The organism is Exiguobacterium sp. MMG028 (assembly GCF_027947425.1).
Classification (GTDB): domain Bacteria; phylum Bacillota; class Bacilli; order Exiguobacteriales; family Exiguobacteriaceae; genus Exiguobacterium; species Exiguobacterium aestuarii_A.
This window is the reverse complement of record NZ_JAQJIN010000001.1, coordinates 1,036,359-1,050,204: the sequence shown is the minus strand read 5'-3', so window position 1 is coordinate 1,050,204 and position 13,846 is coordinate 1,036,359. Positions and strand designations below refer to the sequence as shown.

General features: G+C 45.7%; 19 protein-coding genes. 15 read left to right on the top strand and 4 right to left on the bottom strand.

Annotated elements, in window-relative coordinates; translation table 11 throughout:
• Positions 1 to 510, bottom strand: coding sequence for a YjcG family protein (locus PJK55_RS05555; RefSeq protein WP_214695523.1), 510 nt, complete (start codon positions 508 to 510; stop codon positions 1 to 3).
• 175 nt (positions 511 to 685) lie between these two features.
• Between PJK55_RS05555 and PJK55_RS05550 the strand changes: the two genes are divergently transcribed.
• The 7 genes from PJK55_RS05550 to PJK55_RS05520 all read left to right on the top strand — a co-directional run bounded on the left by PJK55_RS05550 (position 686) and on the right by PJK55_RS05520 (position 6,277).
• Positions 686 to 1,231 (top strand): phosphatidylglycerophosphatase A family protein, encoded by a 546-nt coding sequence (locus tag PJK55_RS05550; protein ID WP_074035049.1) that lies wholly within the window; start codon positions 686 to 688, stop codon positions 1,229 to 1,231.
• Entirely contained in the window at positions 1,231 to 1,818 is a 588-nt protein-coding gene (locus PJK55_RS05545) for a phosphatase PAP2 family protein (RefSeq protein ID WP_271305053.1), read from the top strand. Before PJK55_RS05550 ends, PJK55_RS05545 begins: the two co-directional genes overlap by 1 nt.
• Positions 1,815 to 2,351, top strand: a complete 537-nt coding sequence (locus PJK55_RS05540; RefSeq protein ID WP_271305052.1) for a hypothetical protein — start codon at positions 1,815 to 1,817, stop codon at positions 2,349 to 2,351. The genes PJK55_RS05545 and PJK55_RS05540 overlap by 4 nt, the downstream gene beginning before the upstream one ends.
• Positions 2,344 to 2,535 carry a hypothetical protein gene (locus PJK55_RS05535; protein WP_271305051.1) on the top strand — a complete coding sequence of 64 codons (192 nt, stop codon included), beginning with the start codon at positions 2,344 to 2,346 and terminating at the stop codon, positions 2,533 to 2,535. Before PJK55_RS05540 ends, PJK55_RS05535 begins: the two co-directional genes overlap by 8 nt.
• A gap of 160 nt (positions 2,536 to 2,695) precedes the next feature.
• Positions 2,696 to 4,720 (top strand): BglG family transcription antiterminator, encoded by a 2,025-nt coding sequence (locus PJK55_RS05530; protein WP_271305050.1) that lies wholly within the window; start codon positions 2,696 to 2,698, stop codon positions 4,718 to 4,720.
• The gene (locus PJK55_RS05525) at positions 4,717 to 4,983 is read left to right on the top strand and encodes a PTS sugar transporter subunit IIB (RefSeq protein ID WP_214739852.1); all 267 of its coding nucleotides are present in this window, start codon (positions 4,717 to 4,719) and stop codon (positions 4,981 to 4,983) included. The genes PJK55_RS05530 and PJK55_RS05525 overlap by 4 nt, the downstream gene beginning before the upstream one ends.
• 31 nt (positions 4,984 to 5,014) lie before the next feature.
• Positions 5,015 to 6,277 (top strand): PTS ascorbate transporter subunit IIC, encoded by a 1,263-nt coding sequence (locus PJK55_RS05520; protein ID WP_214748392.1) that lies wholly within the window; start codon positions 5,015 to 5,017, stop codon positions 6,275 to 6,277.
• A gap of 48 nt (positions 6,278 to 6,325) precedes the next feature.
• On the opposite strand, the gene PJK55_RS05515 is transcribed toward PJK55_RS05520, so the two are convergent.
• On the bottom strand, positions 6,326 to 6,613 hold the full coding sequence (locus PJK55_RS05515; protein ID WP_015881237.1) for a hypothetical protein: 288 nt from the start codon (positions 6,611 to 6,613) through the stop codon (positions 6,326 to 6,328).
• Between the two features lie 273 nt (positions 6,614 to 6,886).
• Entirely contained in the window at positions 6,887 to 7,618 is a 732-nt protein-coding gene (locus tag PJK55_RS05510; protein WP_271305049.1) for a hypothetical protein, read from the bottom strand.
• 149 nt (positions 7,619 to 7,767) lie between these two features.
• Between PJK55_RS05510 and PJK55_RS05505 the strand changes: the two genes are divergently transcribed.
• The 8 genes from PJK55_RS05505 to nadE all read left to right on the top strand — a co-directional run bounded on the left by PJK55_RS05505 (position 7,768) and on the right by nadE (position 13,352).
• Complete coding sequence (locus PJK55_RS05505; protein WP_214695532.1) at positions 7,768 to 8,343, top strand: GNAT family N-acetyltransferase; 576 nt, start codon at positions 7,768 to 7,770, stop codon at positions 8,341 to 8,343.
• Entirely contained in the window at positions 8,340 to 9,059 is a 720-nt protein-coding gene (locus tag PJK55_RS05500; RefSeq protein ID WP_271305048.1) for an alpha/beta fold hydrolase, read from the top strand. Before PJK55_RS05505 ends, PJK55_RS05500 begins: the two co-directional genes overlap by 4 nt.
• Positions 9,046 to 9,606: an NADPH-dependent FMN reductase gene (locus PJK55_RS05495; protein WP_271305047.1), complete on the top strand. Its 561-nt coding sequence runs from the start codon at positions 9,046 to 9,048 to the stop codon at positions 9,604 to 9,606. Before PJK55_RS05500 ends, PJK55_RS05495 begins: the two co-directional genes overlap by 14 nt.
• A gap of 68 nt (positions 9,607 to 9,674) precedes the next feature.
• A complete protein-coding gene (locus tag PJK55_RS05490; RefSeq protein ID WP_074035023.1) occupies positions 9,675 to 9,914 on the top strand; it encodes a hypothetical protein in 240 nt (79 codons plus the stop codon).
• 85 nt (positions 9,915 to 9,999) lie between these two features.
• The gene (locus tag PJK55_RS05485) at positions 10,000 to 11,091 is read left to right on the top strand and encodes a virulence factor (RefSeq protein ID WP_271305046.1); all 1,092 of its coding nucleotides are present in this window, start codon (positions 10,000 to 10,002) and stop codon (positions 11,089 to 11,091) included.
• A 245-nt stretch (positions 11,092 to 11,336) separates the two neighbouring features.
• Entirely contained in the window at positions 11,337 to 11,531 is a 195-nt protein-coding gene (locus PJK55_RS05480) for a hypothetical protein (RefSeq protein WP_214695545.1), read from the top strand.
• Positions 11,532 to 11,630: 99 nt separating this feature from the next.
• Entirely contained in the window at positions 11,631 to 12,425 is a 795-nt protein-coding gene (locus PJK55_RS05475; protein ID WP_271305045.1) for a BsuPI-related putative proteinase inhibitor, read from the top strand.
• Positions 12,426 to 12,536: 111 nt separating this feature from the next.
• Positions 12,537 to 13,352 carry an ammonia-dependent NAD(+) synthetase gene (gene nadE, locus PJK55_RS05470; protein ID WP_271305044.1) on the top strand — a complete coding sequence of 272 codons (816 nt, stop codon included), beginning with the start codon at positions 12,537 to 12,539 and terminating at the stop codon, positions 13,350 to 13,352.
• Between the two features lie 44 nt (positions 13,353 to 13,396).
• Here nadE and PJK55_RS05465 read toward each other — a convergent pair whose 3' ends face one another.
• Positions 13,397 to 13,783 (bottom strand): disulfide bond formation protein B, encoded by a 387-nt coding sequence (locus PJK55_RS05465; protein WP_271305043.1) that lies wholly within the window; start codon positions 13,781 to 13,783, stop codon positions 13,397 to 13,399.
• Positions 13,784 to 13,846: the final 63 nt, after the last annotated feature.

Below are 13,846 nucleotides of genomic sequence, written 5' to 3'. Positions count from 1 at the left end.
TTAGCCTCGGAAACGGAACGTCTCATAGACGTTCCATGTTTCATTTTCGAGTTCGTACATGACAGCCATCCGAGTGATCGTTTCTTCGAAATGGACTTGCTCCATCCGCATCCGTTCGAGGACATCGAACAGTTCGGCATCGGTCAGATCTTGACCGATTGTGATATGTGGCAAGAATTCATATTTTGGTGCCTGACCGAGCACGTCTTCGTGAAGTCGCTGCTGCAGAGCAGAAAGTTCACGTGTCGGCAACACTTTCAAATACAGCACGTTGTTCGTCGGCGCAAAAGAGCGGACACCATCGACTTTTAATTGAATCGGTTTAGTCGAATCCGCGACTTGTTGCAAGTACTCCAGTACTTTTGGCAAGTCTTCTTCGGACACCTCCGTCCGTTCCTTGATGGTCACGTGAGGTGAAATCAACGCATATTTTGTGTCATACCGTTTTCGATAAGAGTTCGCAAAATCTTGCACTTGTTTAGACGGAAATAAGACTACCCCAATCTTCATTCCTCTTCCCCCTTTAATCGTTTAACCTACATGTTTATGATGACCGATTTAATGAGGGAAGTCAAAGCAGGGTTCGTCTTTTTTCGATTTTTCAGTATAATGGTTATATTAACTAGAGAGATGATGACTCTCTGAACGAAGGGATGTGAAGCGGGATTTTAATCCTGCGCCTATTATGAAACACGTACCACACTCACGAGATGTCCGTGAAGCAGCTCGTGCTCGCCTGCTCGAGCGCGGCGTCACGATTGAATCGATTGCCGAAATCGTTTATCAGATGCAGGCGCCTTACTCGCCGCATCTTTCGCTAAAAGATTGTAAGGATTCCGTCGAGGCGGTTCTCGAAAAACGTGAATTGCAACATGCCATTCTCGTCGGATCGGAGCTCGATATGTTGGCGGAGAAGGGACAACTGTCTGAACCGCTTTTGTCTATCATCGCATCTGACGAAGGCTTATTTGGAGTTGATGAAACGATCGCAATTGGTGCCGTGAACACATATGGTTCGATTGCCGTAACGACGTTCGGGTACTTAGACAAGGCAAAAATCGGCATTATCAAACAGCTCGATACGAAAATGGATGACGGACAAGTGCATACGTTCATGGACGACCTCGTCGGCGCGATTGCAGCGAACGCGTCTGGGCGATTGGCACACCGTCTTCGCGACATGGTCGACTTCGGTGAAGAAGAGATGCGTGAACGAAAAGGGTTGTATTGATGAAGTTGACACCGATGCAGGTGGTCATCACCGGGACGATTGCTTATGTGATCGTGTCGGTGTTTGTCGTTTTGGGAGCTGTCGGTCCCATGAATACGTTCGTATATGAGTTGTTACAACCGCTACCGGATCGTGTGTTTGCATACGTCACGGAGTTAGGGAGCGCGCAGGTCATTGTCGGGCTATCGATTTTAGGTTTATTGTTTTGGTTCTGGCGCGGTGATCGCGTCGAGGCATGGCGACTTGCGCTCGTAGGGATTGGGACGCTCCTTTTCACACAAGTGCTAAAGCTCGTCTATGGGATTGATCGCCCGCTTATTGATGCGTCCCTCGATGCGACAACGTATAGCTTTCCGAGCGGTCATGCATCTGGATCGCTTGCGTTATATGGATTGACGGCTTATGTGCTGTATCGAAAGGGGCAGTCAAAATTCGCCATCTTCGTACTGATCTGTCTCGTCCTTGCAGTATCGCTCAGTCGAGTCGTCTTGAACGTCCATTATTTTAGTGACGTGATTGGTGGCTGGCTCGTCGCGCTGACCATGATTGCCTTGTCTGAATGGTTTATAAGGAGGAAAACAGTTTGATCGTCGTTGTAGATGTAGAGAAGTGGTTATTTGTTCAAAAGAAAGAAGCGGATGAAGCGTCGGTGCCTACGATTTTGGTGGAAAAGAATATAGAAGGGGCCACATGGTTCACTTCGATGAAAATTTTGTTCCAACTGAAGAAATGGACGGGTCAACGCCAATTCGTTCCGTTGTTAGCTTATGATGAGGAAACGTATCGCTCGTATGAAGTTTTCCACGTTGATGCCGTCCCTCCGATGGCGTTACTTGACGGGGGACGAACGTTACTCGTGAATAATCAACGAGACGAGTCATACGATTTTGCCTTGCAGGGAAGTGGGCACGTCTCGGAGACGTCAATCTTATCGTTTGCGCTCGACTATCTTGAAAAGATGACGAATGAACGTGTCGTCTTTGCAGGAGAAGAGACAATTGATGGCGTTCCCGGCGTCCCGAACGAGTTATGGGATGCGACCGATCGATTGGATTCAGGACGCCGACTGTTCGAATGGATTCGAGAAGAAGACGCACGTAAGGAGAATGGACATGACTGATTGGGAAATGAAGTTCCAACAATTGCTTGATCAAGAAGTGGACGAAGTCCAGGTGCCCCGAGAAGATTTTTTGAACGCTCGTACGATTTTGATTCAGAAAGGCTGGCTCTTCCAAGTTGTGGGCGAAGCCAAGCATGGCGGAATCACAATTTATCGCCGTAATCCGGTTGCACCGACTTCTTAACAGAAAAAGAGATGAACGAATGGAAACGATTCGTTCATCTCTTTTCTTTGTGTTCATGTACAGACAGAAGTTTGTGGAAGTGTCTCCGAAAAGTCTGTCGTAACCGCTTACATTTTTAGGGTCGATTCGTTTTATACTACAGGTGTAGGAGGCCTCTACCATGCAATTGAATGAGAAAAGTAAACGAATATTAAATGTCATCCTGCATGAAAAGCAGATGACCATCGAAACGTTAACGATGATGCTCCCGTATTCTCGTCGGACAATCGAATATGAACTAGAGCGTATTCAGGAATGGCTTGATGGTTCTGGTCTATCCAATCTGAAGGTGGATGGGGCAAAAATTGAATTGACAGTGACAGAAGCATTGATTGAGCAAGTGGAACGTGCGGAATTAGTTTGGTCAGAAGAAGAACGTGAGCTTGTCATCACGCTCTATGCCATGACACAAGAAGAGTTTCTCTCAAGTTTTCACTTTCAACATTTGTTAGATGTGTCCAAATATACCGTTCAAGAAAGTTTAAATACGATCAAGAAAAAGGCTGCACAATTCGGTCTCGATTTCTCTTATACGAGAAAAGAAGGCTATCGGTTTAACGGTCATTTCCAAACGATCACGTTGTATGTGTATCGGACGATTGAACAATTACTCGATAAATCGACGTTCTCACAATTGCTCGACCTATGCTTTGACGATTGGCAAGAGGAGTTCAAAGAGCGAGTCCGTCAGATTGAGCAGTTTGAAACCCTCAAACAGTTTCAATTTGTGGAAAGTCATCGCGAAAAAATGGCCTATTTCCTTCTGATTGGTTCGAGATTATCGCCGGATACATTCGTTCGTGATGAGGACTCTTGGTTGGTAGAAAAAGTTGAACAGTCTGTAAGGACGCACTTTCAAGATGTGCCACAACTGTGGAATATGTTGATGATGCTCATCCAAAGTGGTCCGAAAGTGTCGGAAGAGATGGATGAAACGGTTCAGCAAAATCTTGCCGCTACGATGATTCAGGTGATCGAGCGATTCGAGGGATTGAGTTGTACACGTGTCATTGAACGGGAGGCATTATGTGAGAAGTTAGTGCTTCACGCCAAAGCGACACTTAAACGTGTTCATACGGAAGTCATGCCGCCAGAAGAGTTAGAAAGATATGTGTTGAAAGAACACCGGGTATTGAATGTGATTGTCGATCGTTCACTCGACCCAATCCGAAAGCAAATTCAGGCAGAACTTCCGAAAACGGAAGTCATGTATTTCACGTTGCATTTTGCAGCGCATCTTCATCAACAAGGGCAACATCTTGATGAGAAAATGAAGGCGATTGTCGTATGCCCGAGCGGGATTAGCGTGTCGCATATGCTCGACCATATTTTGAAGAATCAATTTCCGGACTTTGTATTTTTACCACCGATCTCACAACGTGACGTGTCAGAATTTGCTCCACTTGTCGATTTGATTTTCACAACGGTCCCCTTGCCGTTGGCCGTTCAACAACAGGCACATGTGACACTCGTTCCGACACTTCCGACAAGGCTCGAACAACTAGCTTTGAAGCGACAAATTCATCAGCGCTTTCTTTCGAATGGGGGACTCGCTCGATTAGATGTGTCCGACATTCTCGAAGTGGTGAAAAAATATGCGACGATCCATCAAGAATCGCAATTGAGAAAAGAATTAAATCATCTCATCCAAGATGAAACGACGACAGATGAATGGAAAGGGGGACAACCCGTGCTAAATCAACTCGTAACAAAAGATGAAATTCAAATTCGCGATCATGTGTCGAATTGGCAGGAGTCCATTCGTCTCGCGGCCGAACCACTTGTCCAAAACGGATCGATCGACACACGTTACGTTGAAACGATGATTGAGAACGTAGTAGAACATGGGCCATACATCGTTCTCATGCCTCAGATTGCCATCCCGCATGCGCGACCAGAAGATGGTGTGAATCAACTGGGGATGAGCGTCCTCAAACTAACAGAACCTGTCCTTTTTCCAGGGGATAAACCAGTCCGTGCATTCTTTGTGCTCGCGGCCATCGATCAGACCACTCATTTAAAAGCACTTGCACAGTTGACGGAGTTGCTAGGAAATGAACAAGACGTGTCTCTCGTATTAGAAGCAGACACGGTAGAGAAAATTGTAGAGATACTCAATCGATATTCAGAGGAGGAAGAAAAATGAAAAAGATTTTAGTAGTATGTGGGAACGGATTAGGGTCAAGTTTCATTATGGAGTTGAACGTGAAGAAAGCGCTCGAACAAATGGGGAAAGAGGCGGATGTTTCACATACGGACATTGCGACAGCGCGAACTGAGCCTGCCGACATTTACCTTGGGGCACAAGATATCATCGGCACGCTCGATGATGGGGCGAAAGAGATTGTTGCACTTGAGAATGTCATGAATATCGAGGAAATTAAATCAAAACTTGAAGGAAAAGTGTAACTAAAGAAGACATCGTAAAGGGGGAACGCTTATGCTTGACTTGATTATGCGAGATATACTGGGGACACCTGCCATACTGGTCGGTTTGTTCGCGCTCATCGGGCTCGTTCTACAGAAGAAAGACATAGCGTCCATCGTTTCTGGTACGCTGAAGACGATTATGGGGTTCGTCATTATTGGAGCGGGGGCCGGCGTCATCATTGCGGCTCTCGACATTTTCGGACAGATGTTCGACGAGGCGTTTAGTATCCGGGGAGTCATCCCGAACAACGAAGCGATTGTCGCAGTTGCACAAGACGCATTCGGTGTTGAAACAGCTATGATCATGGTCTTCGGGATGGTCATGAATATCGTGCTGGCTCGCATCACACCATTTAAATACATTTTCTTGACGGGTCATCATACGTTATTCATGGCGAGCTTACTTGCAGCCATTCTTTCCGTATCTGGCCTTGATGGTACGCTTTTGATTATCATTGGATCAGTATTGCTTGGACTTTGTATGGTCTTATTCCCAGCCCTTCTTCAACCGTTCGTTCGACAAATTACGGGATCGGATGATTTTGCGGTCGGACACTTCGGCTCACTCGGTTACTTTATATCTGGAACAATCGGAAAATATGCCGGAAATAAAGAGCATTCAACAGAGCAAATTCAAGTACCAAAGCAACTTGGCTTTCTACGAGACACATCCGTCGCTGTCTCGTTGACGATGACCTTATTATTTGTTGTCGTCGCCATCTTTGCGGGACCAGCATTTGTGGAAACGGAATTATCAGGTGGGTCGAACTATATCGTCTTCTCCATCATCCAAGCGATTACATTCGCTGCAGGGGTATATATCGTTCTTGCCGGTGTACGGATGTTGATTGCAGAAATCGTTCCGGCCTTCAAAGGGATTGCCGATAAAATGGTACCGAACGCAAAACCTGCGCTAGATTGCCCGACCGTCTTCCCATTTGCACCGAACGCGGTCATCATCGGATTTTTAGCGAGCTTTGCAGCTGGACTGTTCTCGATGTTCCTTTTACCTTTATTCGGTTTGGCTGTCATTGTACCGGGTCTGGTTCCACACTTCTTCACAGGAGCGACAGCAGGAGTATTCGGGAACGCTACCGGTGGACGTCGCGGAGCGATTCTTGGATCGATCGCCAACGGGGTATTAATCAGTTTCTTACCGGCTCTCCTCTTACCGCTTTTGGGGAATCTCGGGTTTGAAAGTACGACATTTGGAGATTCAGACTTTGCCCTTGTCGGTATTTTGGTTAGTTGGCTCGTTTCATTGTTCTCATAATATGAAAAATGAGGTCTTTCTCCCATCTGGAGACAAGACCTCATTTTTTTACGCGTTCGATGCGAGTTTAATTTTTTGTCGTTTCATCTTGTGGAGTAACCATGCATAGAGGACTTCACAAGAATTATGAGGAAGGGTCAGTTCCACGAGTGGGTGGGCATGACCAAATATAGTGAAGCGCGAATGGTCCTCGTCGAGCAGAGAGACTTGAATGTCAGTTGCATCCTGAAGTGAAATGCGTTGTTCCCCTGCGTGAGCATCTTTAAGTTTCAGCATTTTTCCATTCGTCGCAAACTTGGTGAACGAAGAGACTCCTTGTACTTTCAGTTGTTCCATTTCGTGTATCTATCCATCCGCGTGATGAATAGATTTTCACCTCGCTTTCTCTATATTGCCTTCCATTCCTCCAGAAGGTTATTCCTAGTATAACGCCTCGTCCGAAAAAGAAAAGTGTTAATTTAACAAAAAATTAAGACAATTTGTTATCAATTTTTAAGAATAGCGTTCATACCCGTTCACGAAGGGAATTGACTTGAAACAATCGGTCTGAAAATAACAAAAAAGAACCTCGTTTTCAGAGGTTCGATTGCATTTCTTACATCCATGACCTTATAACCGTTCAATGTGCCACGTGCGACGACGATACAATAGCTGACCTTTCAGCGCAATTGATTCCTTTTTAGCATCAAAGTCTTCTTCGAGGACGGACATGTCTTCATAGCGACCGGCCACATAAAAGGAAATCACGATTTGACGATTGAATAGACTTCGTTTCGTGTGATCAAAATCGATGATGAGCCCTTGAGGTGCCAAATCGAGCAATTCATCGATGACAGGGAGCGGAATCGGCACGAAGCTAATGTTTCGGATGTCTCGGTCCAATTTGCTTTGCAATATGTTTTGAACGAAACGATTGATCGTCGACCAATCACGGATGTAGAGACTGCTGTGACGGTCATTCGCTTCATTGAAGAACGCAATCTCATTATCAAGTGAATCCAGAAACGGTTTCTTAATCCCGCGCTCCATATGACTTAAAAATAGGATCTCTGCGATTTCGTGATCCGACAGCGTCTCAAGCGTATTGTAGTCTGGGAAATCAATTGCAGTGAATGTCGTTTGGTTATTTAAATACTTAGACGAGAATGAAGAGAGCTCATGCGCTTCGATATAGCGGAAACGCGACCTAGAAGATTGCCTCATTCCTTTAATATCGGTTCGACAAATGATCATCGGTCTCGTGACGGAAAGGGCCTCTGTAATGTCGGCCAATGTCACGCCATGTAGCGTAAAGCGCTGGACATCTCGGTCTTGTTTTAAATAAAAAAGTTGTTTTGACATATGGTATCCCCTCGGTTTAACATACTACATTCATAGTAGCAAAAACACATGATTTCCGCTATCTTGAGACGGTTCGAGAGGGTTGAGTTCGATACATTTGGGAAAATAGAAGTATACTTGAGGAAACGAATAGGAAAGGCGGGTTCCACATGTGGGGATTGAAACGTAGTTTTCCTGAGCTCGCTACGCCCCGGTTTATCCTGCGAGAGCTAGAACCGCGTGATGCTAGAGCACTTTATACCATCTTATCCACTGAAGAAGTGATGCGTTATTATGGGTCGGACCCGTTGCTTGCTGTTTATGAGGCGAAAAATGTCATCGCCTATTTTAAAGACCAGTTTCAACAAGGCAAAGCGATTCGCTGGGCCATCTGTGATCGATTGACAAACGAGTTGATCGGGACAATCGGTTTTCATAATTGGACACCCCAGTATTACCGGGCTGAAATCGGATTCGAAGTTTCTCCTCATTACTGGAGACAAGGGGTGGCTTTTGAAGCGGCGACTGCCGTCATCCAACATGGATTCGAAGAGTTCAAGTTTCACCGAATCTCCGCCTTGGTGGCACCAGGAAATGAAGGGTCGAATCGCCTCGTTCAAAAACTCGGATTTATAGAAGAAGGTCTCTTACATGATTATGCATACAGCCATGGTCGGTTCATGGATTTGACGATGTATCGGCTACTCAAAACAGAATGGGAAGAAAAGGAGCACTCAATGATATGAAAGCACTCGTATTGTTACATGGATTGTGCGGTTCGCCAACATATTTTGAACAGCTAGAACCGTTATTGAATGCCGAAGTTCATGCACTCACGCTTCCGGGTCATGCGGGAATGGAAGTCGGACCGGAAACGATGGACCAGTTCGCAGATTGGGTCATAGAAGAGATTCGACTTCGAAATCTTGAACAACCACTCGTTATCGGACATTCATTCGGAGGATATGTGACGACCAACCTTGTTCGTCGCTATGCTGGAGAATTATCCGGCTTTGGATTGATGCATTCGACCGCTGCCTCTGATTCAGAAGAAGCAAAGGAAAAACGGAACGGTGCAATCAACAAGGTCATTGAAGAAGGGGTAAAGCCGTTTATAGACGGGATGATCCCGAATGTCTTTTCGGAGGAGTCAAGTCCTGCACTCATCGAACAAGCAATCGAGATTGGATACGAGATGTCGGTTGAAGGGGTTGTAAACGCACAACGAGCAATTCGTGACCGTGAAGACGAAGTCGATACCGTTCAGGCGACTGAACTCCCTGGTTTATTCATATATGGGGAGAAAGATCCGAATATGGACGAGGCACGGGCATTTTTAGGTGCTGATAGTCATACGAAAGTGATTGTCCCATACAGTCACATGGGGATGATGGAAGGCCCTGAGGAAGAAGCGGAAATCGTGAATCAGTGGATTCAGGAGGTAGAGCATGGGAAAATATAAATTAATTGCGATGTCGGGGAGTCTTCGAAAGAAATCTTTTAATACCGCTCTTTTGCATTCGATTATTAAACTGGCTAAAGATGATTTTGATATTGAAGTCGTCTCCATCGAGCTCCCACTGTTCAACGACGATTTGATTGATCCGGATGAACCGGAAGTTGTTGCCTCTTTGAAACAGGCCGTCCGTGAAGCCGACGGATTGTTGGTTGTCACACCGGAATATAATCATAGCATCCCTGGTGTCTTAAAGAATGCAATCGACTGGTTATCTCTCGAACCGGGTACTCCGCTTCGAGATAAACCGGTCATGATTGGGGGTGCCTCACCAGGCATACTCGGAACGGCCAGATGTCAAATTCATCTCCGACAAGTATTTGCCACAAATCGTGCAAATGTTTTACCGGGAAATGAAATTTTCATTACGCATTGTAAGGAGAAGATTGACGATACGGGATTACACGATGAGAAATCGATTCATCAAATCAATAAAACATTATCGGAGTATCGTAAATGGATTGAATTTTGGAAGCGTAACGCAAAAAATTAACTTGAAGTCGCTCTTTTTGTTTGATAGAAAGGAATTGTGAAAACAAACACAAGAGGAGCGACACCAAAATGGAAACTTACATCGAACTGTACAATGGCGGCGAATTAGGTGATCGGGCGGTAATGAACGATGGAATGACGTTTGGACGGATGACGATTGTTGAATTGTTCTATCAATCCAATCATATTTTTGGTTACGTAAAAGAGAATGGTGAAAAACGTTTCTTCCTTGAACCGATTTCAGAGGACGACACGTTTACTGTGGATGGTACGACGTATTCACTCCAACAGTTTATCGCGTTGTTTTAAATAAAATAGATGGTTGACTCGAACGCAAGCGACTCGCTTGCGTTTTTTTGTCATTTTCGTCACGATTGAGAGTGAGGTGATGAGGATGAAACTAGTAGCAATTGAACCGACACCAAGTCCGAATAACTTGAAAATCATTGTGGATCCGCCGTTTGAAGGGAGAGGTACCACGTATGACAAAGCGAGTACCGATGCCCCAGCCATTATTCAAGAAATCGTTGGGCTGCGAGGCGTGAAATCCGTATATGCGGTATCTGATTTTCTCGCTGTCGAGCGTCATCCGAAACATGACTGGCATGACGTGATGAATGAAATCCGACGGGCATTCGGGGAACAAGTCGAGGAAGTCGAATCTGCACAGATGGATACAGACTATGAACCGGTCCATGTATCCGTTCAGTTCGTGCTCGATGTCCCGATGCAGTTGAAACTCGTCAAAGGTGACGAGGAAAAACGGATCGGGCTGTCGAAACGATTCGTCGACGCGGCTATGGAAGTTCAAGCACAAGTGAAGAATGTCATTCAAGACCGCCGTTGGGTGGAGCAAGCCCCACGCTACGGGGAATTGGATGAGGTCAGTGTCGTCGCTCAAGAAGAATTAGAAGCTGCGTATCCACAAGAACGTGTGGAACGCATCGTGGCTCGAGCGTTTGGGCGCGAAGCTGACTTTGAAGCAAATGCGAACCACTTGCAATCTGACAATTGGAAAGACCGGATGGCTTTCTTGGATGAATTGGACATCCAAGACGAGAATATGGTGTATTTCCGCCGTGCACTCGAAGATTCCGTGATGGCGATTCGCCGACAAGCAGTCGTCATGATCGGGATGTTTGAAGAACGTCGTGAGGAATATGTCACATATATCGAACAAGCTCTTGTGGACGCTTCTCCGATTGTGCGACGAACGGCTGGGGATACAGTATCAGATTGGGCGTTACCTCAATCTCAACCTTCGATGATTGAGGCGCTGAAAGACAAGAATAAACTCGTCCGTTGGCGTGCGGCTCGTTTCTTGTTTGATTGTGGAGACGAACGCGCAGTCTCGGCTTTGACGGTTGCTGAACAAGACCGCGAATTTGAAGTTTCGTTGCAGGCACGACTCGCAAAAGAACGCATCACAAGCGGAGAAACGGCTCTCGGAACAGTGTGGCAACAAATTTCAAACCGTACGAAGTGATGTTTCGTTCGACATGTGATGAATCAATTTCATTTACATTTTTAGGAAAGGAGAGGGGTCTGCAGGGCGGATTTCCTCTCTTTTTTGATATCTTACATGCACAATTCCCCATTTGACTAACATTTGATGTAAGCGTTTCGACAATAGGTAAAATGTCACTGTTCCCCTGTCGAACGATAGGACCTACATCTTGGTTTCATATTGGTACACTAGGTTTATCACAGATGAACAAAGGAGCCATACTTATGATGTTGTTTGCAGAAACGCCTGAACTTGTAGCTTATAAAGAAGTGGTAGGAGAGACGATGGTCGTCACGTTTGAATCGATGCATAGTGAGACGTTCTCCATTTCGGCTCAAGTCCGGTCTGATCTCGATATCGCTGATTCGTTGTTCATGACCGGTTGGCAACAGTACATGGAACAAGCTAAAGTTTCGTAAAAAAGGTAAATAATATAAGGAAAATCATTACAAACGTCTGCACTTTGTATACACTAGTGCTATAGACGTTTTTTTATTTTGTTGAGGAGAGTGGGATCCATGAAAAAAACTTGGTTACTCGCCGTCGTGACGGCAATCATACTAGTCGTAGCAGGATGTGGAAAAGAAGAGGCGAAACCGAGTCAAGTGAATAGCGATTCGTCTGAACCACCAGCTCCATTAACACTTGACACGGAAATGGCATATGACGCGTCAGCCAATACATTATCAGCAACTGTCAAGATGACAAACCCAAATGAAGAGGCGGCGAAGGTGACGTTCAATTCATCACAACGCTTCCAATTGATCATCAAACAAGGGGACGAAACCGTGTTTGACTATGGTAGCGAATATATGTTTACGGAATCGATTATCGAAGAGACGTGGGAAGCGGATGAACAAAAGATCTTCGATGAGGTATTCCCATTAGAATTGGCAGCTGGTGAATACTCGGTCGAAGTGATCGCACTCGGTCAAGTCGATGGAGCACCAGAAATCGCTGTGACTGATGAGACGTTCTTCACTGTTGAACGAGTAGCAGAAGAGCCAGAAGAGGACACAACTGAAACGCCAGAAGAAACACCTGCATCTGAACCGCAAACAGACGGTGCGTTCCGTGACGTGAAAATTGATTTGAATGATACGATGATTCAAGTCAGTGGCTTCACGGAAGAAGTAGAGTTTGAATGGTCTGTGTCAGACGGGCATAACTTGTATGCCCAAGGTGCGGCAGAAGTGACAGGTGGAAGCTTCACATTTGGCGTATTGCTCGATGAAGCACCAGCGGAAGGTCAAAAATTATTCCTTGAATTGACACCGATCGGTGGAGACGTCACGTCATTCCAAATTCAATAATCATGAGACGGAAACGAATGTTTCCGTCTTTCTTTTGTACGTCGCTAGTTGACGGGGTTTGTGAATTATCAGACAATAAAACGAAATGAGAGAATTATGGGAGGGTCATTCATGCAACAACATATTATCGAATCAACACATGTCAAACCGACCATCGATCCGCAGGCGGAAATTCGTCAACGAATCGATTTCTTGAAAGCGTATGTGAAACGTGCCGGTGCGAAAGGACTTGTCCTTGGAATTTCAGGTGGACAAGACTCTAGTTTGGCAGGGAAACTGTGTCAGCTCGCCATGGAAGAACTACGAGCGGAAGATGCGGGGGACTACACGTTTTATGCGGTAAGATTACCGTATGGCGAACAACATGATGAAGATGATGCCCAACTCGCGCTCGAGTTCATCCGTCCGGACAAGTCGCTCACCGTCAATATTAAACCTGCCGTCGACTCATCGGTAGAAGCGTTCCGACAAGCGACAGGTCTTGAGTTGAGTGACTTCCATAAAGGGAACACGAAAGCGCGTGAACGGATGAAGGCGCAATATGACATCGCGGCAACGTTTGGTGCACTTGTCGTCGGTACGGACCATGCAGCGGAATATGTGACGGGATTCTACACGAAACATGGAGACGGGGCGTGTGACCTCACACCGTTGACTGGTTTGAACAAACGTCAAGGGAAAGCGTTGCTTCATGAACTAGAGGCGCATGAACGAGTCATTTATAAAGTGCCGACAGCCGATCTTGAAGACGGTCGTCCTGGCCTGCCTGACGAAGTGGCGCTCGGCATGACATATGACCAATTAGATGATTATTTAGAAGGTAAATCCATCGACCCAGTGATTGCGGAGCGGATTGAGACGATTTTCAAACGTTCACGTCATAAGCATCATATGCCTGCTTCACTGTACGACGAGTGGTGGCAATGAGAAAAGGAGAAGCTGTCATGATGACGGCTTCTCCTTTGTACGTCTTACGCTTTTTTGAACGGAACGAATTGAATGATAATAATACATGTAAAGGCGATAAAACTGAGAAGTGGGATGGTAACAAAACCAAAGTAATTCACCCAGCGAATGAGACAGTCGTTCGTGCAGAAGGCTTCTCCGTTCGGAATACGTTCTAGGATGACGTGATAAAGACTGATACACCAGCCGGCGCCGGCCATAATTCCGACAAACAATCGATTCACATCGCGGGCGGTCAACATGATCGTCAAGTAGTAGATGGCAAGTGGATACATAAAGATGCGTTGGAACCAACACAATTTGCACGGTAAAAAGAGCATGACTTCAGAGAAGTAAAGGCTGCCAAGCGTCGCGACGGTCGCAACGATAAAGGCGAAATGATGGCGTTGCATCAGATTTCCTCCTAACAATCAAATTGATGAATAAACATGATATGATACATTGAAACAAATACT